Below are 25,550 nucleotides of genomic sequence, written 5' to 3'. Positions count from 1 at the left end.
AATAGGGATACTTATGTCTCAAGTACAAGCAAAATACCTCAAAGATTATCAATCACCTGATTTCACCATTTCTCATCTTGAGTTAGATATTAAGCTTGATGGCGCCAATACCTTAGTTACAGCCACGAGTGAGATCACTCGATTGAATCCTCAAGCTACTGAATTAGTGTTAGAGGGCGAAGGATTAACCCTCATTGAAGTGACTTGTAACGGTGACGCCATTGCCTATCAGCAAGACAATAACCAATTGCGAATTAGTACCAACTTAGTGCAATTTAGCTTATGTGTGGTGACTAAGCTCGATCCCGGTAGCAACTCTAGCCTTGAAGGTTTGTATTTATCCGATGGCGCTTATTGCACTCAGTGTGAAGCCGAAGGTTTTAGACGTATTACTTATTTCCTTGACCGTCCAGATGTCCTAGCTACTTACAATGTCCGCATTGATGCACCATTAAGCTTACCTTTCTTGCTCAGTAACGGTAACTTACTGGAAAAAGGCTTAGTGGGGACTGACCGTCACTTTGCTAAATGGCAAGACCCATTTCCTAAACCGAGTTATTTGTTTGCTTTAGTTGCGGGCGATTTCGATCAATTGACTGATAACTTTATTACTCAATCTGGTCGCAATGTTGCGTTGCAGGTGTTTGTTGATAAAGGTAATTTAAATAAGGCCCATCATGCGATGGCATCCCTTAAAAAGTCGATGGCTTGGGATGAGAGTCGTTTTAATCTTGAGTATGACCTTGATATCTACATGATAGTTGCCGTTGATTTTTTCAATATGGGCGCGATGGAAAACAAGGGCCTCAATATTTTCAATACCAAGTATGTGTTGGCCGATGAAAGTTCAGCGACCGATGCTGATTATCACGGAATTGAATCCGTAGTTGGGCACGAATACTTCCATAATTGGACGGGGAACCGTGTTACTTGTCGTGATTGGTTTCAATTAAGCTTAAAAGAAGGCTTAACTGTATTTAGGGATCAAGAATTTAGCTCAGATGTTGGCAGTCGTCCGGTTAATCGTATTCAGGCTATCCGCGTTATCAAAAACCAGCAATTTGCAGAAGATGCCGGCCCAATGTCGCATCCTATTCGCCCAGAGTCTGTGATTGAAATGAATAACTTCTACACAGTCACTGTTTATAATAAAGGTGCTGAAGTTATTCGCATGATGCACACCTTGTTAGGTGAAGCGAATTTCCAAGCCGGAATGGCCTTATATTTTAAGCGCCATGATGGCCAAGCAGTGACTTGCGATGATTTTGTCGCGGCTATGAGTGATGCTTCCAACATTGATTTAGGCCAATTTAGTGCTTGGTATCGTCAAGCGGGTACGCCATTACTGCAAGTCACCGATGAGTTTGATGCTAAGCAACAGGAATATCGTTTGACTATCAAACAATCGATTCCTAATCAGCCTAATGCTGAAATACTGCATATCCCATTTTCACTGGAATTACTTGATGGCGCGGGTCAATCGTTAGTCAATCAAGTATTAGATGTGAAACAAGCTCAGCAAACCTTCGTGTTTTCAGGCATAAAAGCCTTACCTGTGGCTTCATTACTGCAAGATTTCTCGGCGCCTGTACGTCTTGATTATCAGTATACCAATAGCCAACTGGCGCATTTAATGTGCCATGCAAGTAGTCAAGTGGCGCGCTGGGATGCGTCTGTGACTATGTTAAGCCGCACCATTTGGGAAAACGTGGCTTGCCTTGAAAGAGGTGAGAGCATGAATTTGGCATCACAAGTGTGTGATGCCTTTAGAGGTCTTATTTTAGATGACACACTAGATCCCGCACTATTGGCTGAAATATTAGGTTTTCCATCACTTAACGTCTTAATCGAACAAGTGAATAAGGTGAATTTAGAGCATTTAATTGCTGCTCGTTTTTATGTGTTAGAACAGCTTATTTTAGCTTTAGAAGATGAGTTATTGGCATGCTGGCGTGCCGCAAGTTTTGGCACTACTGCAGCGATGCGAGCGTTAAAAAATGCCTGTCTAGTGAATTTGGCGCAATTTAGCGAACAAGCGGATGCATGCGTATTGACCCAATACCAACAAGCCAGTTCAATGACAGATGCATTAGGCGCGTTAACAGCGGCAAATCTTGGTGCGCTTGAGTGTCGTCATGAGTTAATGACTGACTTTGAACATAAATGGCTATCTACACCGTTAGTGATGGATAAGTGGTTTATGCTGCAAGCTACTAACCCAGCTACGACAGTGGTAACTGAGTTACGCGCTTTGCTTAAGCATCCAGCATTTAGCATTAATAACCCTAATCGAGTGCGTTCATTAATAGGGGCTTTTGCCGCTGCTAACACTGAACACTTTCATGCAGCCGATGGCAGCGGTTATCAGTTTTTGACTGAGCAACTAGCGGTACTTGATAAGATTAATCCACAGACGGCGGCGCGCATGATCACACCGTTAATTCAGTTCTCACGTTTCGATGATGAAAGGCAGCAAAGCATTAAGGCCTGTTTAGTGCAATTATCACAATTGCCTGATCTATCCCGTGATTTGTTCGAGAAAATTTCTAGAGCGTTAGCCTCTTAACTGAGTAATAGCTTATGGATGAGCGCTTGTTTCGTTTCAGTATGCAATTTAACTATGCTGAGTATTTACCTTTCTATCGCGGCGATATAGATAGAATTGAAGTTCGTAGTTATCAAGGACAGGTACTATGGATTCATCCTCGGCATTTTAGGCGCTTTGTAACGGCTTCTGGCCTTAAAGGCAACTTTGAATTGCAATTGGATCAAGACGGGCGCTTACTGAGCCTAACTAAATTGTCTTAACTAATTGTAACAGTAGCAAATTATGGTAAACGGCAGAGATTATTGACCAAGATCTGCCGCCTTCGCTAAGACTTCCTTTAAGATTATCTTGCTAATCTTCACCAGTGGCTTATGACAATTTTTAAACTGTCACTCCTTGCAAACTCAAATACGTTCATGATTTGTTAATAATTATGTCCTTATCGGCAAGAATGTAGCTAAAAAGCTGCTTAAGATCTTACACCTAGCACTTAGTTGCGAGTTTTAACAGCTTAGGCTAAACACTTAAAATTATTAATTAATTAGAGTAATTACTTCAAACGACTGATTTAGTGTTGATTCGCGCTTGAATCTAGTAAGTTTTCCATTAATCCATTATTAATTAATGGGTTAGCTTGTGGTTGTGTCTGGCGTAACAGCCATGCGACTAATTATTCAAATCCTTTTTATAATTTCATCCTCTAAATAGATGATAAGTCCTCAATTCGCTTTGTAATTTTTACTTTAATGACCTTGCTCATATCACAAAAAACCTGTAACAATGATGTTATCTGCAGGCTAGCATAATGTTAGTTTTCAAATTCCTATAACAAAGAGTCGAGCAGGTTATGGAGATACGCGAGATGAGAATAATGAAGGGTGGATTTAGTAAAACTGTGCTGGCATTGGGGATAGCGTCAGCTTTGGCAGCAGGGGTAAGTAGTCAGGCCAATGCTTTTGCTTTTAATTGGGGCGAGGTGGAAGGCACCTTTGACTCAACCTGGACAGTAGGTGCCAGTTGGCGAGTTGAAGACAGAAACTGGGATCTGATTGGTAAGGTCAATCAGCCACAGTTTAAGTGGGATGGCTATTCTGCCTTCGGTAATACCATTTATTCATCTCAGCAAATTTGGGCTCAAGCAGGCTCTTACTCCAGTAACAACGATCTCAGTAACCTTCTTTATGCTCAAGGCGATACCACCTCCGAAATTGCTAAAGGCCTGCACGAACTTTCTCTTAAATATAAAAACTACGGATTATTTGTCCGTGGCATGTATTTTTATGATAACAAGACAGAGCAAGGGGATTATGGTTATTCGAATCCATTGACAGGTAAAGAATTTGACCCTTGTGAAGATAAACAAGCGTCAGAAGTAATTTGTCGAGATATTCGTTTACTTGACGCCTTCGTTTATGGTGATTTTGATTTAAATGATGGCCAAAATCCTTTATCAGTGCGCGTCGGTAATCAAGTCGTGTCATGGGGCGAAAGCACGTTAATTGCCCATGGTATCAGTGAAATTAACCCTGTAGATTTAAATATCCTCAACGCGCCAGGCGCTGAACTGAAAGAAGCGTTCCGCCCTCAAGGTATGTTGTGGGCCTCATTAGGCTTGACCGATAATTTATCTGTCGAGGCTTTCTACCAGTATGAGTGGAAGCCAATTTGGGTTCCGCCTCCTGGTTCATTTTTCTCTACCACAGATTTTGCGGGCTTTGGTGGTTATTCACAAAATGCTCAGCTTGGCTTTAACGCCAATCCTGATACCGACCTTGATTTTCTGATTAGCGAATACAATAAACTGGGCGCCATGATAGCGTCTGGCCAAACTATTCCAACTCAGCAATTGGTGGCCATGGCATTGGCTTATCCAACCAAAGCAACGTTAGTGTATGACGAGCAAGAAGCGTCTGATGATGGACAATTTGGTGTCAAACTTGGCTATTACGCACCGCAGTTAGCTGAAACCGAATTTGGTCTGTATTACATGAATTATCACAGTCGCAGACCACTCATTAGTGGTACAGCGTCTAACTTTACGACAGGTGCTTTACTGCAAGATTTGGCAATTATTGGTCGCGAAGCGGGTAATATCGATCGCAATACGCTGTTAGGATTACAGTCGTTCTCCAAAGCGCAAGTTGTGTATCCAGAAGACATTAAACTTTATGGCCTTAGTTTCAACACATTAGTAGGTGATACTGCGGTGGCGGGTGAAATTGCTCACCGCCAAGATGAGCCACTGCAAATTGATGACGTTGAATTGTTATTCGCCGCTATGCCGCAGCAACTAGCTAATGCAGGTTTACGCCCTGATTTAGATGGTATTTCTCAGTACCGTGTGGTTGACCCTGGTGCCTATGCTGAAGGTTATATTCTGCGTGATACCACGCAAGTGCAGATGACCTTTACCCATTTATTTGGTCCAGCGTTATGGACAGATAACTTAACGGCATTAGCAGAAGTGGGTGGGGTGTGGATTCATGATATGCCTCATCATGATGTGTTACGCCTCAATGGCCCAGGTACCGGTCGTTCAGGTGGTAATCCGAACATGCCTGGCATTATTCAAGCCTTGCATAATGGCCCTGAAACTAACCCATTTCCGACCGCGCATGCGTGGGGATATCGCTTAGTGGGTAAGGCTGACTTCTTTAACGTCTTTTCTGGTGTGAATCTCGCGGCGCGCACCATTTTCTCTCATGATGTCAATGGTATCACTCCCGACCCTATGTTCTTGTTTACTGAAGGTAAAAAGGCGGTTGGTATGGGTCTTAACTTTGATTATCAAAACAAGTGGAGTGCGGATATTTCGTATAACGCATTCTTTGGTGGCGTTGGTACCACCAACTTGTTAGAAGACAGAGACTATGTCTCGTTTAACGTTAAATACTCTATCTAAAGGGACAATAATAATGAAAAGAGTAACCCTGTTATCTGTTGCGATTTTAGCGGCACTTGGGATGTCTGCAGCTCAAGCTAAAGTGTCAGAAGCGGATGCTGCCAAGTTAAGTAAAGAATTAACACCTATGGGGGCCGAGCGTGCTGGTAATGCTGATGGCTCTATTCCTGCCTGGGATGGCGGTATTAGTAAACCGATTGCGGGTTATAACAAAGGCGATCATCATCCAGACCCTTATGCCAGTGATAGCATTCTTTATACCGTGACGAATGCTAATAAAGATCAGTATAAAAATTTACTGACCCCAGGTGAACTCAAGATGCTTGAGCTCTATCCTGACACTTTTAAGATGAATGTATACCCAACTCACCGTAGCGCAGCCTATCCACAATATGTGTATGACGCGACTTTAGCCAACGCGGTAGGGGCTGAACTTATCAGTGGTGGCAATGGCCTCAGTGGCGCAGCCATTGGCGTGCCATTTCCAATTCCAGCCAATGGTTTAGAAGTCATTTGGAACCATATTTTGCGCTATCGCGGCGTTGATGCTACCACTGAGCGAAATCAAGCTGCGCCAACTAAGGGCGGCGATTTCTCTTTGGTTGAATTAAGTGAAGAGCTGAGTTTCCAATACTCACGCCCAGAAATGACGGCGCAAAAACTAGCTGAAAGCAACACTTTGTTTTACTTCAAACAAGTCGTGACTCAACCGGCGCGCTTAGCAGGCACTGCATTGCTTGTAAAAGAAACCATGGATCAAGAAGCTCTGCCGCGTCAGGCCTGGACTTATAACACAGGTCAGCGCCGCGTTCGTAAAGCACCCAACGTATCGTTTGATACCCCAGGCACAGTGTCTGATGGTTTACGTACCACAGATGATTACGACATGTTTAACGGCTCACCGTCGCGCTATAACTGGGAATTAGTGGGTAAGAAAGAAATTCTAATCCCTTATAACGATTACAAACTGCACTCAGATAAGCTCAAGTACAAGGATATTCTGACTCAAGGTCATATTAATCCTGAGTATGTGAGATGGGAAAAACACCGTGTTTGGGAAGTGAAAGCCACGCTTAAAGACGGCATGCGTCATGTCTATAAGACTCGGGTGTTCTATATCGATGAAGACTCATGGCAAGTATCTGCTACCGATATGTACGATAACCGTGATGAATTATATCGCGTTGCCTTTGCCCATGGTCTGAACTATTACGAAGTGCCTACTCATTGGAGTACCTTAGAAGTCTTCCATGATCTGCAGACTCGTCGTTATCTCGCCATTGGTTTAGATAACGAAGGTGGTATGTATGACTTTGGTGTCACTCTTACTGAAGCTAACTTTACTCCAGATGCGTTACGCCGCTCAGGCATCCGTTAATTCTTAATTAGTTGGGGGCATTTGCCCCCATTTTCACAGGAAGTATGTATGTCGTATCACACGCTTCGCACGAGTCTCTCCCTCGGTAGTTTGTTTATCTGGTTATCCACTACAAGTTTGACCAGTGCTGCTCTTGAGAGTGAATCCGGCTCTACACTGCGATCTCAGCTTCAGCCCTTAGCACCCACATCCTTATTACTTGATATCGAAAAGGTTGGAACCTCACTGGTTGCCGTCGGTGAACGCGGCCATGTGCTGGTATTTAATGACTCTTGGCAACAAGCTCCCACGCCTACCCAAAGCTTACTGACTAAAGTGAGTTTCATTTCTGACACCCATGGCTGGGCGGTTGGACATGATGCCACCATTATCCATACCCAAGACGGTGGCAAAACTTGGCAAGTCCAGCGCCAATCGCCAGAACAAGAAGTACCGTTACTGGATGTGTTATTTTTTAATGAAACGCAAGGTGTTGCTATTGGCGCTTACGGACTGTTTTACCGCACAGAAGATGGGGGTAAAACTTGGGTGAATGAATTTCATCAAGAGTTATTGCTAGTAGAAGACAGAGACTATTTAGCTGAGTTAAAAGCGTCAGATGCTAATGCGTACGATCAAGAAATCATGTTTATGTTGCCTCATTTCAATCGCATTATTCAGTTATCTGATAAACGTTTGCTGCTTGTGGGGGAGCGAGGTTTAGTGGCAGTGAGTACCGATTTAGGTAAAACCTTTACACCGCTGGAACTTGGCTATGAAGGTTCTATGTTTGCCGTGGTTGAGCATGGCAATCAAATATGGGTAGCCGGACTGCGCGGTAATATGTTCCGAGCAGATATGAATTTAGCCAATTGGCAAACTGTTGAATTACCTATTACTTCTAGTATTAATGGTCTAATTAGTGATGATAAAGGCGGTTTATATATCATGGCTAATGCGGGTAATAGGGTGTATTTGGACGCAAATTTTAAGCCTCAGTTATTGACTGGTCGCCAAGGCGAAAGCTTAATTGATATGGCAAGTGATCGCCTAGGACAATGGTGGACGGTTGGTAGCGGTGGGGTGGTTAAAACAGCTACTAATTAGTGGGTGCGCATGGATAAAACAATAATAATAGGGCCTTAACTATGTTAGATAAATTGGTCAATGGCATAGAGTCATTTGTGTTTAGAAATCGGACTGCTGTCATCTTGATGTTTGCTGTGATCACCCTATTTTTAGGCTATCAAGCGACACAACTCAAAATGGACGCGGCATTTGTCAAAAATATCCCGCTAAAACACCCTTATATGCAGACTTATTTGGAACACCAAAAGGATTTTGGTGGTGCCAATGGCATCATGGTCGCCGTGGCGGACCGTAAGGGATCAATCTTTAATCCAGTGTTTTTTGATACCTTAAAGCAGGTACATGATCAGCTGTTTTTTATCCCCGGCGTTGACCGCGCGCAGGTGAAATCTCTATTTTCACCCTCTACGCGTTTTACTGAAGTGGTGGAAGATGGTTTTGCTGGAGGGCCGGTTATTCCAGCAGACTATGTCAATGATACTCAAGGACTTGAGATAGTTCGTAACAATATTGAAAAGGCGGGCATTGTTGGTCGCATGATAGCCAAAGATTACAGCGCGGCTATGGTGACGGTGCAATTGATGGAGTTTGACCCTGATACAGGTAAACCCTTAGATACCTTAGCCTTTGCCGCTAAGCTCGAAACTGAGCTCCGAGCCAAGTTTGAAAACCAAGATATTAGTATTCATATCATAGGTTTTTCTAAGATGGCCGGGGATGTAGCCGATGGCGCAAAAGGGGTATTGTTGTTTTTCTTGATAGCCATTGCTATTACAGCCTTGATGGTATGGTTTTTCTGCCGCTCGATGACCTTAACTCTTCTGCCCTTGTTCTGTAGTTTAATTGCCGTGATTTGGCAGTTAGGTTTATTGACTGTGATTGGATTTGGGCTTGATCCCATGTCGATTCTGGTGCCGTTTTTAGTGTTTGCTATTGGCGTGAGTCACGGGGTGCAAATTATTAACGTGGTACACAGCAAAGTTGATGAAGGCTTTAGTACTAAAATTGCTGCCACCTTAGCTTTTCGTACGTTATTGATCCCTGGCGGCGTGGCGTTGCTGTCTGATACCGTTGGCTTTGTAACCTTATTAGCCATAGATATCGGTATTATCCGTGAATTAGCGATTTCAGCATCTTTAGGTGTTGGCGTGATTATTTTCACTAACTTAATGTTATTGCCATTGCTGATATCCTTGTTTGATTTGTCACCATCGTCTGCCAGCCAAAATATTGAAAAAACCGCCAAGACCCAGGCTCTCTGGTATAAGATGTCAATTTTCGCCACTCCTAAAGTGGGAGTGGCGGTTGTGCTTGCCACCATTGCCTTATTCTGGTTTGGGCTCGATTACTCAAACCGCATGAAAATTGGTGATTTGCACGCTGGTGCGCCGGCGCTGCATCAAGATTCCCGCTATAACCTAGATACCTTGTTCATTACTGATCATTTCAGTGTGACGACTGATGTAATGACTGTGATAGTTGAAGCCTTTCCAGAAGCTTGTACTTACCATGAAGTATTAAATCAAATCGATGAATTTCAGTGGCTTGCTGCCAATACTCCAGGGGTTGATTCCACCGCCTCATTGGCAAGTGTTGCCAAACAAGTCAATGGTGGTTTCAACGAAGGCAATGCTAAATGGCAGGTATTACCGCGCACCACGGCAAGCTTAGTGCAAGCCGTTGGGCAAATTCCATCAACCACAGGATTACTTAATAGTGATTGTTCTGTGATGCCTATCTATCTATTTTTAGATGATCATAAGGCGGAAACTATTGAGGTAGTGGTTGCTAAGGTGAAAGCCCTTGCGGCGCAAATGAATAATGACAAACTGACATTTCGTTTAGCATCAGGCCCTGTGGGCGTGATGGCAGCGACTAACGAAGCCGTGTCAGAAGCGCAAATACCTATGATGGTTTATGTGTATCTCGCCGTATTCATTTTATGTTTGCTGAGCTTTAAATCATTAAAGGCCACAATAGTGGTGATTTTACCGTTATTTGTGGTGTCGACATTAGCTCAGGCGTTAATGACATTATTAGATATTGGCTTAACAGTCAGTACCTTGCCTGTCATTGCCTTAGGTGTTGGTATAGGTGTTGATTATGGCATTTATATTTTATCTACTATGTCATCTAAGTTAAGAGCCGGTATGCCTGTCAGACAAGCTTATTACGAAGCCTTGTTAGAGCGAGGTAGTGCAGTTATTTTCACCGGTTTAACCTTAGCCATAGGTGTGAGTACTTGGGTGTTTTCAGCGCTCAAGTTCCAGATGGATATGGGGATCATGTTGACCTTCATGTTCGTGTTTAACATGATCGGTGCCATTATTGTGTTACCGGCGCTAGCCTCATTGTTCTGGCGAAAACAATCATCTTGATGTAAAAAAGGAGCTTAGGCTCCTTTTTTGTTGTTGAATAGTTATTTATTAAATGTGCTAATAATTGCATTTATACATTTTAACCAAGTCCTAAACTAGTAATTGACAGGATCTACCACTAAAATTTACCTCGAAATACAAAGGATTTAGTAATACACTCGAGCGATGACTCCGGTCACATTTTTTCGTTGCCGGCGCCAAAAACGAAGCATCCATATAATGATAAAGCGCTGCCATAGACGCTTAAGGATTCAGCAACATGGCTCTGAAAGATGCAATGCCTTCAGTACTACTGGAAAATGTAGTCAGTCTTATCCACTCAAAAGTACCTCAAACTCAAGCCAAGCAAGTAGAACAACTGGCTATTTGCTTATATTCAAACATGTCAAAAGATGATTTGAATATGCGAAATGACAGTGACCTGTATGGTGCTGTGCTCAGTTTGTGGAATGCCCTTAATAAAACGACTCTAGGTCAAACACATATAAGAGTGTTTAACCCAAGCCAAGCTAAGCATGGTTGGCAATCAGCTCACTCGATCATTGAAGTGATTACTCCCGATATGCCTTTCTTAATCGATTCTGTGGGGATGATGCTCAATCGTTTAGGAATTACTGCTCATATTATGCTGCATACGCCGCTGGCGATAGAACGCGCTAATGATGCGGTTTCTTACATTGGGTTTATCACTGAAAGCCGCCATGACGCAGAAAAAGTCGCTGTATTTACCATAGAAATTGATCGTCAAAATAATGGTAAAGAAATCAAGGCACTGGAACAAGAAATTCATTCAGTGCTTGCTGATGTCGCAGCTTCTGTCAATGATTGGCAAGCGATGTCAGACGTATTGGCTATTACCATCAAGGAATTGCCACAGTTACCTTTCCCTGGCCCACAGCAGGAACTCACTGAAGCAATTAACTTCCTTGAGTACCTCAAAAATCATCACTTCACTTTACTTGGCTATCGCCAATACACCTTAAAACGGGTCAAAGGTGATGTTGAATTAATACCGAATGTGGATACAGGTCTTGGCTTGATGAAAAAGCCTGGTAAAGATCAGCCTGAGCAAGGCTTATTATTATCTACTTTATCAGATACCGCCCGTCGTGAAGCGTTAGATAGCAGCTTACTGATTTTAACTAAGAGCAGCGCTAAGAGTCGAGTTCACCGCCCAGCCTACGTTGATTACGTAGGGGTTAAGCGTTTTGATAAGCAAGGCAATGTGATAGGTGAAGATAGATTCTTAGGTTTATACGCCTCGACCTTATATAACCGAAGCCCTAGGGAAATCCCTATGCTCGCGGATAAAGTGCTGCGAGTGATGAGTAAATCGGGCTTAGCACAACGGTCTCATGATTATAAAGCCCTGTTAAATATCTTAGAAAATTTACCGCGCGATGAGTTAATTCAAGCCAGTGTTGATGAATTATCGCATCTCGCACACGGCGTTCTGCAAATGCAGGACCGCGATAAGCTTAAATTATTTGTGCGTAAAGATGGCTTTGGTCGTTTCTTCTCGTGCATGGTGTATGTCTCGAAAGATAGATATAACACCAAGCTTAGAGAAGATACTCAGCGAATTTTAGCCAAACACTTTACAAGCTCTGACCCGGTAGAATTTACTACCTACTTTTCTGAGTCAACCTTAGCTAGAACGCACTATATCGTTAAAGTTGATAATAACAATGTGGATGTTGATGTGTCAGCGATTGAAAATAATCTCATAGAAGCCGCTAAATCGTGGGAAGATAAACTTTATATCGCGCTGAATACCGCCTTAGGTGATGATGCCGGTAATCGCCTTAATAAAAACTATTTAAATGCATTTTCACGTTCTTATAAAGAAGATGTATTACCGAGTGCTGCTGTGGTCGATATGCAGCAACTTGAGTCATTAGATGATGGCCATAAACTCGGCATGTTATTTTATCAGCCGCAAGAGTCGGCATTAAATGATAATAAAGTTCGCTTAAAGTTATTCCATAAAGATGAGCCCATTCATTTATCTGACGTTCTACCCATGTTGGAAAACTTTGGCTTGAGAGTCATTAATGAACGCCCTTATGAAGTCAAAACTACTGATGGCCAAACCTTCTGGATTTTAGACTTCTTAATGACGATTCAAAGTGGTCGTACGGATAATTTGGTTGATAGTCAGGATAGATTCCAGCAAGCGTTAAGCTCTGTATGGAATAAAGGGCTTGAAGATGATGGCTTTAACCGTCTGCTATTAGCCTCTGGCTTATCTGGCCGTGAAGTTTCTGTGGTACGCGCCTATGCAAAGTATATGCGCCAAATCGATGCGACTTTCTCGCAGTTTTATATAGAATCAACTTTTAGCCGTTACCCGGATATTGCCGAATTACTGCTAAGCATGTTTGCTCGTAAATTTAATCCTAAATTAAAAAGCCGCAGTTTAGACAAGCTATCTGAGCAGATCGAAAAACGTCTTGATGAAGTTTCTAGTCTGGATGATGACCGCATTATTCGTCGTTATTTAGATTTGATTCATGCCACTTTGCGTACCAACTTCTATCAAGTGAAGGACGGTGAGGTTAAGCCATATATTTCATTCAAATTTGCGCCTGAGCAAATTCCTGAAATGCCAAAACCACTGCCAAAATTTGAAATCTTCGTCTATTCACCACGATTTGAAGGGGTGCATTTACGCGGTGGTAAAGTTGCCCGTGGTGGTTTGCGTTGGTCTGATCGCCGTGAAGACTTTAGAACCGAAGTCTTAGGCTTAGTGAAAGCCCAGCAAGTTAAAAATACTGTGATTGTGCCTGTTGGCGCCAAAGGTGGCTTTGTATGTAAACAAATGCCGTTGGATGCTGATAGGGACGTTACGCTGGCTGAAGGTCAAGCCTGTTACCGATTATTTATCCGTGGTTTATTAGATATCACAGATAATATTGTAAACGGTGACATAGTGCCGCCAAAAGATGTGGTGCGTCATGATGGTGACGATGCTTATTTAGTTGTCGCAGCAGATAAAGGCACCGCGACCTTCTCTGATATCGCTAATGCTATTTCGCTGGAATATAACTTTTGGTTAGGTGATGCGTTTGCATCAGGTGGCTCTAACGGTTATGACCATAAGAAAATGGGCATTACTGCTAAAGGTGGCTGGGAATCGGTTAAACGCCATTTCCGCGAAATTGGTATTGATTGTCAAACCACTGATTTTACCTGTATTGGTATCGGCGATATGGCAGGAGACGTGTTTGGTAACGGCATGCTGTTATCAGAGCATATCTGCCTAGTGGCCGCCTTCAATCATATGCACATCTTTATTGACCCTATGCCTAATACGGCAAAAAGCTTTAAAGAAAGAGAGCGTTTATTCAACTTACCGCGCTCAAGCTGGAGTGATTACAATAGCGAACTGATTTCTAAAGGTGGTGGGGTTTTCTTGCGTAGCGCCAAAGCGATTAGCTTAACGCCTGAAATTCAGCAGTTGCTGGCTACTCAAAAAACCACTATTACGCCGACTGAGTTAATCAAAGAACTGTTAACCTCTAAAGTTGATTTGATTTGGAATGGTGGTATTGGCACTTATATTAAATCATCGAGTGAAACCAATGCTGATGTTGGCGATCGTGCTAACGATACCTTGCGTATCAATGGTGCTCAGGTCAATGCCAAGATCATTGGTGAGGGTGGTAACTTAGGTTGTACGCAACTGGGCCGTATTGAATACGCGAGCAAGGGCGGACGCCTAAACACTGACTTCGTGGATAACGTGGGTGGTGTTGATTGCTCAGATAATGAAGTTAATATCAAGATCTTACTCAATGCCTTGGTCGCCGATGGTGAGTTAACTCTGAAGCAACGTAACCGCTTGCTTGAAGAGATGACTGAAGAAGTGGGTGAAATTGTAATAAACGATTGTCGCTCACAAACTCGCACTATTTCTGTGACGCAAGTGCATGGTGCTGATCAGCTTAAGGAGCAAATTCGATTCATTCAATATCTTGAGAAAGAAGGCAAGCTCGATAGAGCGTTGGAATTCTTACCGAGTGAAGATGAATTGGCCGAGCGTTTAGCGAAGAATTTGCCTTTGACTCGTCCTGAATTATCAGTGCTCGTGGCGTACGGCAAGATGGTGCTTAAGCAACAATTGGTGACGCCTGAAATTACTGATGACAGTTTCTTGAGTAAGTTATTAATTGCTTATTTCCCGAAAAAGCTGCAACAGACATACAGCGAACGTATGGCGCAGCACCCGTTACGCGGGGAAATTATTGCCACAAGTCTTGCTAATGAATTAGTCAATGATATGGGCTTTAATTTTGTGCAACGTATGCAAGATGAGACAGGCGCCTCAGTTGCCGATGCCGCTATTTGTTATACTATTGCCCGTGAAGTCTTTGGTCTTGAAGAACTAACTCAAAACATCGCAGCACTAAATAGTGTCATTCCTGCGATTGTTAAAGGTGAGATGCTGTTCCAATTGCGTCGCAATATGCGCCGAGCGTGTCGTTGGTTCCTACGCCATCGTAACCGCTCCATGAGCATAGAGCAGAATATTGCCTTCTACCGTCCGGTATTTGTTGAGTTGACGAGCAATGTCAATAAATACATGGTGACTGCAGAAATTGAAGCCCTGGAACAGGAAAAGAATGCCTTATTGCGTGAGGGCGTCACTGAGCCAGTGGCAAACCTTATTGCTAAAATGAGTACATTATTTTCGTCACTAGACATTGCTCAAATTGCTCAAAATGAAAATAAGCCAGTGGCATTAGTCTCTGAAACTTACTTCAAACTGGGTGCACAGTTAGAACTGCATTGGTTCTTAGAACAAATCAGTGCTCAACCTGTGGCTAACCATTGGCAAGCATTGGCTAGGGCCTCTTTCCGTGAAGAACTTGATTGGCAGCAAAGATCGTTAGCTTCGGTAGTTCTTGGAAGTTGTACTGATGTTTGCGAGGCAGATACGATTATTCGGCAGTGGATTGAACAAAATCAAGGTTTACTGGAGCGTTGGTTCCACATGCTTGCTGATTTTAAAACGACACGAACCCATGAATTCGCGAAGTTTTCAGTGGCATTAAGAGAACTGAACTTACTCATCCTTCATTGTGAAGGGCAAAAGTAAACTCATAATAATCAATCTAAAGCCCTGGCATTTGCCGGGGCTTTTTTTAGGTCTAGGAGAAGTCATGTTTTATAAATTAGCGCAAAAAATCATGTTCCAAATGGATCCGGAACGTGCTCATCATTTGGCTATGACGAGTTTGCGTACTACCGTTAACTCGCCACTCGATGCTTTGTACCGTCAGCACATTGCACCAGCGCCAGTTACCTGTATGGGTATTACTTTTAGCAATCCAGTCGGATTAGCGGCAGGTATGGACAAAGATGGTGAGGCTATCGATGCTTTTGCTGCAATGGGCTTTGGTCATATTGAAGTCGGCACTGTGACCCCAAGACCGCAACCAGGTAATGATTTACCGCGATTGTTCCGCTTAAAGCCTGCTAAAGGCATTATTAACCGCATGGGATTTAATAATAAAGGGGTTGATAATCTAGTCGAAAACTTAAAAGCCAAGAAATCTGATATCGTCGTTGGGGTTAATATTGGTAAAAATAAAGATACTCCAGTCGAGCAGGGTAAGGACGATTATCTGATTTGTATGGAAAGAGTGTATCAATACTCTGACTATATTGCGGTCAATATTTCATCACCGAATACTCCGGGGCTTCGCACTTTACAGTATGGTGAGTTATTAGATGAACTACTCTCAGCTTTAAAAGATAAACAAATAGAATTAAGCAAAAAATTTAAAAAATATGTACCAATTGCTTTAAAGATCGCTCCCGATCTATCGGATGAAGAGATCGAAAAGATCGCTGAATCTTTGATCAAAAACAAATTTGATGGCGCGATTGCGACCAATACCACTTTAACTCGTGATGGCGTGAGTGGCTTACTTAATGCCGATGAAACCGGTGGTTTATCGGGCAAACCATTAACGGAATTAGCCACAAAAGTGATTGCCAAATTACATAACCATTTGAGTGGACATATGCCTATCATAGGCGTTGGTGGTATTAACTCAGGCAAAGATGGCATGGATAAAATTAATGCAGGTGCCAGTTTAGTACAAATTTACTCAGGCTTTATCTATCAAGGACCGCAGTTAATTAACGATATTACAGAACAGTATTTAAAGAATAAGTAATATAAGTATAATTATTGCTCACAGTGATAATGATCCTAACCAGATCGTTGTTGTTGCTTGATAAGCTAACAACGATCTATTTATAAGGTTGATCATCAATAACAGTTTGACAATTTTATTTTGATATTGCTTAAAAAGCATACTATTATTTGCTGAAATATAAACAACATAAGATATAGGTTACGTTATGTTATTCTTGCCGCAACAGGATTGGCTTTGGGGATATAACGATCAATACCAAGTTCTAAGTGCTCATTTAGGTGCAGAAATGGAATTTTTGACACCTTACACTATCAAGCAATTGATCCCTGATGCTAAATACCTGCAGCCATTTACTATGGCGCAAGCCAGATATTACATTGAATTAATCGATAGCATGAAACGTCAGTTATCACTCACTGATGCACTTATTGTGCAAATTGGTTTGAATGGGACTGCCGCTAAATATCTGTTAACTCCGCAAATGCCTAAATCATGGTTTTTTAATGCAAGTCAGCAATGCGTATTTTCTGATGTTGGTAAAGTCGTTGAGTTAGTCACTACAACTAACATACGCGCTAAAGTATTAATCGTGGATACCAGTTTACAGGCCGCCTCTGTCATGCTGCTTGATGAATCTTGTGAATTATCTGAGCAGAAGGTGTTACACCGATTTGATGTTATTAAAGTGATGCATAATCGCCTTCATCCCATGATGGTTGAAATGCGTTATTGTGATATTTATGCCGCTTAAGTTGGCGTAATTATCAGCTTGCTAGTGGTGTTTATTTTGGTGTGTGAACTTAGCTGGTTAACAGGTTTACATAAGCGCATGTATCTTTAATAATAACGGCCTTAACTATGAAAAGGTGGTCGTTATGACAATTTGGGTTGATGCCGATGCTTGCCCGGTAGTGATTAAAGAGATGCTGTACCGCGCAGCTGAACGGTCGCAAATCAATACGTATTTTGTTGCCAACCAAATGCTAAAAATTCCTCCCAGTCGTTTCTTACATACTATCCGTGTCGCCAGTGGGTTTGATGTGGCGGATAATGAAATCGTCAAATTATGTGAACCTCAGGACTTGGTGATTACCAGTGATATCCCACTTGCCGCCGATGTTATTGCCAAACAAGCGCTTGCTTTAAGCCCGCGCGGTGAATTATTTACACGGGACAATATTGGTGAGCGCCTTAATCTGCGTGATTTCTTCGATACTTTGCGCGCTAGTGGCATTCAAAGCGGTGGACCCGATGCCATCAATCAAAAAGACAAGCAAGCTTTTGCCGGCCAGTTAGATAAATATCTCCATCAGCACGCAAATAAGCCATAACCTAATAGCAAGGTGTATTCATGGTTAATGCTGTTAATGTATTGATTTTATATGTGTGTGATTTGTAGCGAATTCTTGATGGTGATCAACTTATTTATGAGTGAAGGGAGTATGGTGGAGGTATAAACTTTGTTCTTAAATAACAGTGATATGGGGTGAACTATGCTCATAACCTCGACCAAGAAAGTTCTTAGTACTTTATTATTATTGGCGCTGATCCCGCTCACTTATTTAACCGTAGTGACCGATGGTTGGCAATTTGTTGCTCATAGTACGTCTATATCCTCCACTGTTATTGCCACAATATTGATGATGCTAGCTGTGGGGATTTGGTCGGCGCAGCTTGGCGGGCGGGCGCTTTGGTTTGTACCTCTAACCTTTACTGGCCTTATGGTCATAGGCACCTTCCTCTCTTACACCCATTTATCACTGGCGATGGCCAATGCTGGGATCTTGTTATCTGTGGTGGTCATGGGCATTTTAATTTGCGATGGTACGAGGTTTTCTACCTTAGTGGCAGCCGGCATAGTAGGCTTCTTTGCATTGAGTCATGGTTATAGTTATGGCAGGGTCTTGGCTAATAGCGGTGAACTTGAGTTTTACCTTGCAGGCATAGTATTAACGGGTCTTATTCTTAATCTTAGTGGTGAATTATCGGCGCAATTCTTTATGCAAAAGTCGTCCAAGCATATTCGGGTGCGAGTCGGTGGCATTATTTTGTTTGCTGGCATCATCTTAATCATGAGTTATTAATTGAGAGGTTGCCTAGATTATCACCATCTAAAACTTTAATCGCTTAGTCGGGAGATTTAAGACACTTGCTGTCTAACTAATGTAAAATCGCGCGCATGAGTTTCTAGGCTTGGAATTTTAATAATAAATTTCGAGCCTTGATACGGCTGACTTTCGCAGCGTATGGTGCCGTGAATCGACATGAGTGCACCATGAACTATGGCTAAGCCCAATCCAGACCCTCCTAAACCTTGTTTAGTGGTAAAGAAAGGGGTAAATATTTGCGATTTAATCTCATCTGTCATACCTAAGCCATTATCTTGGCAAAGAATAGTTAACTGTTGTTCTTCATCGATACTAACGGCCAGCAAGATATTACCGAGCGTGCCATCATCAAACGCGTGTCTCGACGCATTAAGAAGTAAGTTATTGATGATGTTATACAATATCGTTGGGCTTAAGCTGAACCAAACTTGCTGATCACAATCGACATTAATGCTATGCATACCAATTTGTGGGCGCATATCGCTGACAATTTGCTCGATATGACTAGCAATATGAATGCGTTCGGCATGCAGAGTGTCATGATTATGACTGACAGTATGAAAGTTCTTTATCAAATCATTTAACCGCAACAAATTGTTATGCATTAAGGCCAAAGATTGTTTATTTTCACTTATGTAGTCAGTAATTTCATTGAGGTTGTGTTCATTAGTCGTGATGATTTTTTCTAAATGTTCAAGAGCGTCTTGGCAGTGAGTCACAGTAATTAGACTTGTCCCTAAAGGAGTATTAATTTCATGTACTGCTTTATCTATGATGCTGATTAATGATGGTTGAGGCAAAGGTGGTTGCTGTATAGCCAATGAATGACTCTTATCCGGCATCAACTGATTAGTGTTGGTTGCCCCTTTTTTAGTCGAGCTGCGCATGCATAAGTACTGAATGCTCACAAGTAACAATAAAATAACGACTAACCCGTCTATAGGCCACGCTAACCCAATCCATAACAAGGCTGCAGATAACTCGATGATGAGCAGCAGCGCAAGGCGGTAGAATAAACGGCTAGGCATGCAGACTAATCCTTAGTGTTAATATACACATCCATGAAGTTTGAAATCTTGTTTTATGCTAGGCGAGCAAATACCTATTAAGTTTAGACTAAGGTGATGGTTTAGATGAACAATCCGGCGATTTAGTTGTGGTTGACGGTTTCACCGTAAATAACTGACGCGGGTGAATGCAAAACAGGAAGATAAATGATTAGTGTCTAGAAGCATCAGCCTAGTGCTAACTAGGCTGATGATAAGCGTTAGAATTGCAAATAGACTGGCCAACCTAACAGCCCATGCAATCCTTCTTTATACTCAAACCGCTCGAGTTTTTCTGGACTAGCATCCGCTAATAATAGCGTTCGATAATGCTGTGCAAATTGCAGGGTGCGCAAAATTCCGGCATTGAAATGCTTACCTAAATCAGCCTTGATAATGGCAACCGATTCAGCAGGCAACAAGGCTAAGGCTTTGTCGGTAGCCACTTGAATATAATCTTCAGCAAACCATGCTGGATTAAGTTCAATTTGGCCGATTTTGCGTTTGAGGTCTTCTCTGACTTTGATATCACCAAAGCAAATACGGTATAACACAGCTTCTGCTAATACGCCTTCAAGATTTAAACACTCTAACGGGTCATAGCTGCCAATATGGTAAAAATGCTGCCGTAAAACCGCAATAGCTTGCTGTCTTTGATGATCGCTCAGCGCATCTTGATAACTTTGCCAACCTTGCCATTCGTCACTATCGGGTGGGCAAGAAACTTGTTCCATCAGATTTTTGTCGACGTCGCCATAGATGGATTTACCATTTTGTTTAAACTGGCTTACAACCGTTAGCATGCTCCAACCTTTCTGGAAGGATTTCACCACGCCATCATTTTGTTGCAGCAAGCTCAAAGCTCGAGACTCATTGCGCTCGGTCAGCGCTATTAGGCCAAGGCTCACGACGCCAATGACGTCAAATGCTGCTTGTTCTAACAAATGCATTTTGTATTTGTTATAGAACTTGTCGGCCAATTTTAGGCTCATCAACATAGCCTTGGCTTTGATTTGCGCTAACTCTTCATCTGACAGTAATTGTTCGTCTCGGCCGTAGGCGATAACTTTAGATAAAAATGGCCCTTGATTAGGATCGCGTAATACCAGTTGCATACTAATCCTTAATCTAAAAAGCTGAACATATCGTCAACTTCAGCGAATTCGTCGGTCACCTGGTTTTTCTCTTTCGCTTGTAAAACCAATTCACTGACAAATTTGTTGATGATATTTTGCCAGCTAGAACTTTCATTGCGCAGTAAGTTCTTAATGGCTTTTTCAACATCTGGCGCAAGCTCGCGGATAAGTGCGAGTAAGCTGCGCGGATCATCGATGCTTAGGCTAAAAGCTTCTTCGGATTCCGAACGGTCTGAGTAACCTACGGTTTCACCATCATCTTCATCATCAAATACATCAATAATTGGTGCGTCATCATCACTGCTTGGCGCTAATACCAGCTCAATGAAGGGAATCGATAGATAGAATAGCCCCGCAGGATCTTCAGCGATGCACTCTAAAATCGCTGTTTGTTTTTCTTCACTTTCTTGAATGCGGATCAAGTATGTTAAAAAATCAAACGTATGTTGGATCAGTTCTTCTGCATTGGACTTAATTTGCTCTTCCCAATACAAAGGTTGCTGACACACTATGTCACGAATCTGTTCTGGGCTCATCAATTCCGACATGATAGATGGGCATGAAATATCATGATGACTATTGATTTGCGTCAGTGTAACAATATCCATATTTTCAATGACTTCGACTAATTGCTCGTCATTCATGGTATTGGCAATAATCTCAAATCGCTTGCTAGCTTGTCTTGGCTCGACATCAGCAAGTTCTTTGATCTCGGCGACGGTAATTGCAATCAGACTATTCATTAACGCTCCTCATCATCATAGAAATCGTAATAACCTTCTTCATCACGCTCGTTGTAATCGTCATCATCATCGTCATGATCATCAGCGACAGGCGCAGGTGCTGCTACTTTTGGTTCATGAGCCAATAAATACAGCACAGCGCAGCTTTCAACTAATAAACTGACGCTATAGTCTTTAACCGCTAACACTAAAGGTAAGTCAACGTTATTAAAGGCAATACTGGTTTTAAACTCATCCCAAGTCGGCAAAATGCTGTGTTCAATCCAGTAAGCCCATTGCAATTTAGCTTCGGCTGGAAATTTCACTTGATTGAACAAGGCGACCGGTAAATATTCTGGTACAGAATCTAACATAGCTGGATCAGCTAATAATATCTGCTTAATTTGCTTCGAAAATTGAGCCAGTGCTTCTGGGGTTTCTGGATCGCTATACGATTCAATGTTGTCGTATGCGTTATCTTTAAGCTCGTTAACACGAGCCATATTTAATGTAGTTGCCATAACAAACTCAGGTGAAGTTATCTAAATGCAAGATGACTTAAATAAGCCAACTTGTGTTAAGCCAAGTGGTCAATCAAGGTTAATAAAAACCGTCCCAGATCTCACGCATGGCCGCGCTTGGGTCAGTGACAATGACGTTATTGAAATCGCGAATAAAGGCGCTGCGTTGCTTAGGATCTGACAGCACATCATAGGCTTTCTGTACGCGGTGCAAAGCCGCTACTGCCAGTTGCTTTTCATCTTCACTGGCACTGATGAGTTTATCTGGATGGTATTTATTGGAGAGCCGTTTATAGGCTTTTTTAATGTCATCGTCTTTGGCAGAGGGTTTGATCCCCAATACGCTAAAGTGGTTGATCATAGTGATACCTGTAGGCAAGTAGTAAAAGTTGCGTTGCTCGTAGTTAGAACGACGGGGTTAACACTTAGATCGGTGATGATTAATCATGCCCATCAATCAAGGTGCTATTGAACGTCATGCTATTGCGAGTATTGGCGTTGCTGCCTGATTGTCTAATCGAGAGTTAATGCTCTTATGTGCGGCTAGTGTTCAGCGCAGTAAGCAAGGCCACTAGCATGTAACGCAACCGAGTGATAATACCAGATAAGCGCTGATTGCCGCAAACTTAAGCCGGATATGTTTGGCACTAATCCTTGGTGTTAACAACCGATAGATTAAAACGGAACACTTAAAAATGCTGATGTAAAAGAGCCATTTGATGTTGGCGATTATGCGCTTAGTGCGTATGACATGGTGGGTCAAGCTCACTGATGAATCTGTAGGTGTTCTCATTCGAACTGTGTTGCTAAGCGAGGGGTAATGGGGAGTAAAACGAGTTGCTTGATATAGAACTCGCTGGTTTTGAATAAACTTAGCAGGATACAAGTTAACGCCTGTATTCCTGCTAAGTGCGAGTTAAGTGAGTGGGGGGTTATTTAACCGCGCGCCACACCCCCCATTCGCCGGTAGTGCCAGGCTCTTCGCCTTTAGTCCACCAATGGGCTTGCCACAGTACTTGATTGTGGGTCACTTGTTGGCCTTCAGAGTAAGTCGCTTCCACCTTCCACTCGTCACCTGTGACTGGAGGAACTGGTGGCTCAGGTGGTAAAGGCGGAGTAGTGCCGTTGATTTCACGCCATACACCCCATTCACCGGTAGTGCCTGGTTCATCGCCTTTAGTCCACCAATGGGCTTGCCAATGTTTACCTAAATGAATGGCAGTATCACCATCGTTATAGGTGGTATCTTTATTCCAGTTATCACCTGGTTGTGGCGGCGTTGGTGGATCAATTGGCGGCTCAGCATGGACGATACTTAAGGCATAACTTGCTTTGCTGTCGTTATTCCATACCTTGTTAGCATAAGGCTGCTGGCGGTCGTACATATAGTGCTGCATTTCTGCATGCCAAACGCCGATAAACCATTTATTTTTATGCTTATCGTTGACTTTCAGGGCTAATAATTCCGGCCAGTTATCTTGATTGTTGGCAGTAATTAATAAGCGCTCTTCTAGTTGCTCTTGGCCATTATTATTAAAGCCACGGAAACTCACATAATCATCAACATTTGGCGTTGGGTAGCCTTGTGGCAAGTAATAACCTAGCTCATTGAATGTTGGATCTTCTGGGTCGACAATATCGCCACCGTTACCATCAGTACCATTGGCACTAAAGTTAATATCACTACAGTTATAGAAGCCTTCACCGGCTGGGTCATCACGCTGCCAACGAGTGTATAAAATGGCGTCGCCTTTACGATCTGCAGGTAAAGTCACCTTGATGCGATATTTACGATCATCGCTAACCGCCACATTGCCTTCGGTGTCGACCAGTTCCAAATCATCCCACGTCAATGCTTGGCTTGGGTCGTAATCAGGTTTAGTTAAATAAAACTCCCAAAATGACGGGTTGTGGGGCGCAGAAGCATGGAAGGTCAATAAAATTTGATTATTGCTATCAAGCTTAATCTTAGTTTTTTGCCATTCGCTTGAAGGATTGCTCATACCCAATTTAGCGCTAGCACCAGCAGAGCACAGCTCGCCATTAGGTACTTGACGTTTAACCGCTTCAATATCACGATAATCTTTGGTTAACGCTGCAAATTCATTGATTTGCACAAAAGGGTATGTTCCAGAGATGTCATAAGCCGCTTTACAGGCTTGGTTAGGAATGTCTTGGCCATTATTTGACCAGTGCCCACCGTCTTGCGAACATATGACTTGGCGCGCCGCAGGAAACTCAACCCAGCCATGGGCTGACACTTGCGAATGAAAAGACGCACTCAGCATTGTTATGCTTGAGATTAATAATAGTTTTTTCAAGAATTTACCTTTAAATATCTTAAATCAAAATTTGAGACTACTAATGTAATATTTCATTTTGATGACATGCAAATTTATTGATTTAAATCAAGAAATGGTGTTTTTTACTTTGGTGTCAGCGTGTTACGTGACAGGTGGTGAGTTGGTGATACAAGTTGTCACACTTTTCGGTGATGCAAACTGATGCATTTGTATTTTTAACAGTGATTTACTAAAAAGTGGTGGTTTAAGTGTGGCTTCGTTGGTATTAAGGCGTAGTGCTGTTAGGGGGTTTTAGCAACTTAATAACTTGAGCTGCATCACGTTAATTGATGGCGTCGCAGTTAAATGAGAGCAGCAATTAGCGATTAGATGAGTCTATGAGTGATAACTCAGAGGTTACTAGGGGAGAGAACATTGGTAATTGTCAGTAGTTAATCAAAGTGATGTTATCTGGTGAATTTTATAATGTGAAATTATAAATTTCGCAATTAATAACTTCGACCTAGGGTCACGCTCTTAGTTTCATTTAAGCATGAGTATCTCGATTATGGTATTGTACCGCTACTGCATAATTGAAACTAGCATTGGCTGGAGACCTTTTGAATTTACCTGTAAACAGTCAATATATAGAAAGTGAATTAGCAGTGAATGTCCAAGTCTCTCGGGCATTGGCTAATGCACCTTATGGGGTGTTAGTCGTTAATAGTGATTTTAAGATAGTATATGTCAATCAGCAGGTTGAAGTTAATACTGGCTACAGTGCCAAGCAAATCATAGGTCAAAACCCGCGCGTATTTCGAAGTCAAAAGACCAGTATAAAAACGTTCCGCGATTTGTATTCGAGTCTGCAACTCAATGGTCATTGGAGCGGTTATCTTTACAATCGCACTAAAGATGGCCGCATCATTAAAGAATTGTCATTTATTGATAAAGTGATTAGCCAAGGTGAAACATTTTATTTAGTGATCCGTGCTAATTATCTTAGGTTACACCAAGACCTTAATAAGCTTAAAATGGCGTCACTGCGCGATAGTCTTACCGGACTTTGGAATCGTAACGGTCTTAACAAATTGCAGCAAATCATAGTGAATAGCCATTATTCGATGGCGTTTATTAATATTAATCAATTTAAATTTTATAACGATAAGTACGGCCATCAGTTTGGTGATAAATTATTGCAGCAGGTATCTAAGCAATTACAATCCGATTTTAATGAAGAATATGTGTTTAGGTTGTCCGGTGATGAGTTTATGGTGGTTACATAGACTGA

Annotated in this window: 18 protein-coding genes; 12 read left to right on the top strand and 6 right to left on the bottom strand. The window is 42.2% G+C overall.

Features of this window, described 5'->3' with window-relative positions:
- The first annotated feature begins 13 nt into the window (after positions 1-13).
- The 11 genes from pepN to FJQ87_RS11735 all read left to right on the top strand — a co-directional run bounded on the left by pepN (position 14) and on the right by FJQ87_RS11735 (position 18,528).
- Entirely contained in the window at positions 14-2,566 is a 2,553-nt protein-coding gene (gene pepN, locus FJQ87_RS11785; protein ID WP_140932795.1) for an aminopeptidase N, read from the top strand.
- Between the two features lie 26 nt (positions 2,567-2,592).
- Entirely contained in the window at positions 2,593-2,808 is a 216-nt protein-coding gene (locus FJQ87_RS11780; protein WP_240778707.1) for a DUF2835 family protein, read from the top strand.
- 602 nt (positions 2,809-3,410) lie between these two features.
- Positions 3,411-5,450, top strand: coding sequence for a DUF1302 domain-containing protein (locus FJQ87_RS11775; RefSeq protein WP_140932793.1), 2,040 nt, complete (start codon positions 3,411-3,413; stop codon positions 5,448-5,450).
- A 13-nt stretch (positions 5,451-5,463) separates the two neighbouring features.
- The gene (locus FJQ87_RS11770) at positions 5,464-6,828 is read left to right on the top strand and encodes a DUF1329 domain-containing protein (RefSeq protein ID WP_140932792.1); all 1,365 of its coding nucleotides are present in this window, start codon (positions 5,464-5,466) and stop codon (positions 6,826-6,828) included.
- Positions 6,829-6,876: 48 nt separating this feature from the next.
- The gene (locus FJQ87_RS11765) at positions 6,877-7,914 is read left to right on the top strand and encodes a YCF48-related protein (RefSeq protein ID WP_140932791.1); all 1,038 of its coding nucleotides are present in this window, start codon (positions 6,877-6,879) and stop codon (positions 7,912-7,914) included.
- Positions 7,915-7,955: 41 nt separating this feature from the next.
- The gene (locus FJQ87_RS11760) at positions 7,956-10,274 is read left to right on the top strand and encodes an MMPL family transporter (RefSeq protein WP_140932790.1); all 2,319 of its coding nucleotides are present in this window, start codon (positions 7,956-7,958) and stop codon (positions 10,272-10,274) included.
- Positions 10,275-10,533: 259 nt separating this feature from the next.
- Complete coding sequence (locus FJQ87_RS11755) at positions 10,534-15,375, top strand: NAD-glutamate dehydrogenase (RefSeq protein WP_140932789.1); 4,842 nt, start codon at positions 10,534-10,536, stop codon at positions 15,373-15,375.
- 64 nt (positions 15,376-15,439) lie between these two features.
- On the top strand, positions 15,440-16,462 hold the full coding sequence (gene pyrD / locus FJQ87_RS11750) for a quinone-dependent dihydroorotate dehydrogenase (protein WP_140932788.1): 1,023 nt from the start codon (positions 15,440-15,442) through the stop codon (positions 16,460-16,462).
- 187 nt (positions 16,463-16,649) lie between these two features.
- Positions 16,650-17,195 (top strand): cell division protein ZapC domain-containing protein, encoded by a 546-nt coding sequence (locus FJQ87_RS11745; protein WP_140932787.1) that lies wholly within the window; start codon positions 16,650-16,652, stop codon positions 17,193-17,195.
- A 124-nt stretch (positions 17,196-17,319) separates the two neighbouring features.
- A complete protein-coding gene (locus FJQ87_RS11740; protein ID WP_140932786.1) occupies positions 17,320-17,775 on the top strand; it encodes a YaiI/YqxD family protein in 456 nt (151 codons plus the stop codon).
- A gap of 162 nt (positions 17,776-17,937) precedes the next feature.
- Positions 17,938-18,528, top strand: coding sequence for a HupE/UreJ family protein (locus FJQ87_RS11735; RefSeq protein ID WP_140932785.1), 591 nt, complete (start codon positions 17,938-17,940; stop codon positions 18,526-18,528).
- A 56-nt stretch (positions 18,529-18,584) separates the two neighbouring features.
- Here FJQ87_RS11735 and FJQ87_RS18975 read toward each other — a convergent pair whose 3' ends face one another.
- The 6 genes from FJQ87_RS18975 to FJQ87_RS11705 form a co-directional block, all read right to left on the bottom strand.
- Entirely contained in the window at positions 18,585-19,580 is a 996-nt protein-coding gene (locus tag FJQ87_RS18975; RefSeq protein ID WP_140932784.1) for a HAMP domain-containing sensor histidine kinase, read from the bottom strand.
- Between the two features lie 239 nt (positions 19,581-19,819).
- Positions 19,820-20,713 carry a hypothetical protein gene (locus tag FJQ87_RS11725; RefSeq protein WP_140932783.1) on the bottom strand — a complete coding sequence of 298 codons (894 nt, stop codon included), beginning with the start codon at positions 20,711-20,713 and terminating at the stop codon, positions 19,820-19,822.
- A gap of 8 nt (positions 20,714-20,721) precedes the next feature.
- On the bottom strand, positions 20,722-21,477 hold the full coding sequence (locus FJQ87_RS11720) for a hypothetical protein (protein ID WP_140932782.1): 756 nt from the start codon (positions 21,475-21,477) through the stop codon (positions 20,722-20,724).
- The gene (locus FJQ87_RS11715; protein WP_140932781.1) at positions 21,477-21,977 is read right to left on the bottom strand and encodes a hypothetical protein; all 501 of its coding nucleotides are present in this window, start codon (positions 21,975-21,977) and stop codon (positions 21,477-21,479) included. Before FJQ87_RS11715 ends, FJQ87_RS11720 begins: the two co-directional genes overlap by 1 nt.
- A 79-nt stretch (positions 21,978-22,056) precedes the next feature.
- Positions 22,057-22,338, bottom strand: a complete 282-nt coding sequence (locus tag FJQ87_RS11710) for a J domain-containing protein (RefSeq protein WP_140932780.1) — start codon at positions 22,336-22,338, stop codon at positions 22,057-22,059.
- Positions 22,339-22,909: 571 nt separating this feature from the next.
- Positions 22,910-24,298 (bottom strand): lytic polysaccharide monooxygenase, encoded by a 1,389-nt coding sequence (locus tag FJQ87_RS11705; RefSeq protein ID WP_240778705.1) that lies wholly within the window; start codon positions 24,296-24,298, stop codon positions 22,910-22,912.
- Between the two features lie 581 nt (positions 24,299-24,879).
- Between FJQ87_RS11705 and FJQ87_RS11700 the strand changes: the two genes are divergently transcribed.
- Complete coding sequence (locus FJQ87_RS11700; RefSeq protein WP_168195185.1) at positions 24,880-25,545, top strand: GGDEF domain-containing protein; 666 nt, start codon at positions 24,880-24,882, stop codon at positions 25,543-25,545.
- Positions 25,546-25,550: the final 5 nt, after the last annotated feature.

Origin of the sequence: Shewanella sp. SNU WT4, assembly GCF_006494715.1 — a bacterium.
GTDB lineage: Bacteria > Pseudomonadota > Gammaproteobacteria > Enterobacterales > Shewanellaceae > Shewanella.
Note: the sequence above shows the minus strand (reverse complement) of the source record. Positions and strands in the feature narration are given on the sequence as shown.

Coding starts and splice junctions, on each gene's coding strand:
- pepN (WP_140932795.1), top strand. CDS start 14: ATGTCTCAAGTACAAGCAAAATACCTCAAAGATTATCAATCACCTGAT.
- FJQ87_RS11775 (WP_140932793.1), top strand. CDS start 3,411: ATGAGAATAATGAAGGGTGGATTTAGTAAAACTGTGCTGGCATTGGGG.
- FJQ87_RS11770 (WP_140932792.1), top strand. CDS start 5,464: ATGAAAAGAGTAACCCTGTTATCTGTTGCGATTTTAGCGGCACTTGGG.
- FJQ87_RS11765 (WP_140932791.1), top strand. CDS start 6,877: ATGTCGTATCACACGCTTCGCACGAGTCTCTCCCTCGGTAGTTTGTTT.
- FJQ87_RS11760 (WP_140932790.1), top strand. CDS start 7,956: ATGTTAGATAAATTGGTCAATGGCATAGAGTCATTTGTGTTTAGAAAT.
- FJQ87_RS11755 (WP_140932789.1), top strand. CDS start 10,534: ATGGCTCTGAAAGATGCAATGCCTTCAGTACTACTGGAAAATGTAGTC.
- pyrD (WP_140932788.1), top strand. CDS start 15,440: ATGTTTTATAAATTAGCGCAAAAAATCATGTTCCAAATGGATCCGGAA.
- FJQ87_RS11745 (WP_140932787.1), top strand. CDS start 16,650: ATGTTATTCTTGCCGCAACAGGATTGGCTTTGGGGATATAACGATCAA.
- FJQ87_RS11740 (WP_140932786.1), top strand. CDS start 17,320: ATGACAATTTGGGTTGATGCCGATGCTTGCCCGGTAGTGATTAAAGAG.
- FJQ87_RS11735 (WP_140932785.1), top strand. CDS start 17,938: ATGCTCATAACCTCGACCAAGAAAGTTCTTAGTACTTTATTATTATTG.
- FJQ87_RS18975 (WP_140932784.1), bottom strand. CDS start 19,580: ATGCCTAGCCGTTTATTCTACCGCCTTGCGCTGCTGCTCATCATCGAG.
- FJQ87_RS11725 (WP_140932783.1), bottom strand. CDS start 20,713: ATGCAACTGGTATTACGCGATCCTAATCAAGGGCCATTTTTATCTAAA.
- FJQ87_RS11720 (WP_140932782.1), bottom strand. CDS start 21,477: ATGAATAGTCTGATTGCAATTACCGTCGCCGAGATCAAAGAACTTGCT.
- FJQ87_RS11715 (WP_140932781.1), bottom strand. CDS start 21,977: ATGGCAACTACATTAAATATGGCTCGTGTTAACGAGCTTAAAGATAAC.
- FJQ87_RS11710 (WP_140932780.1), bottom strand. CDS start 22,338: ATGATCAACCACTTTAGCGTATTGGGGATCAAACCCTCTGCCAAAGAC.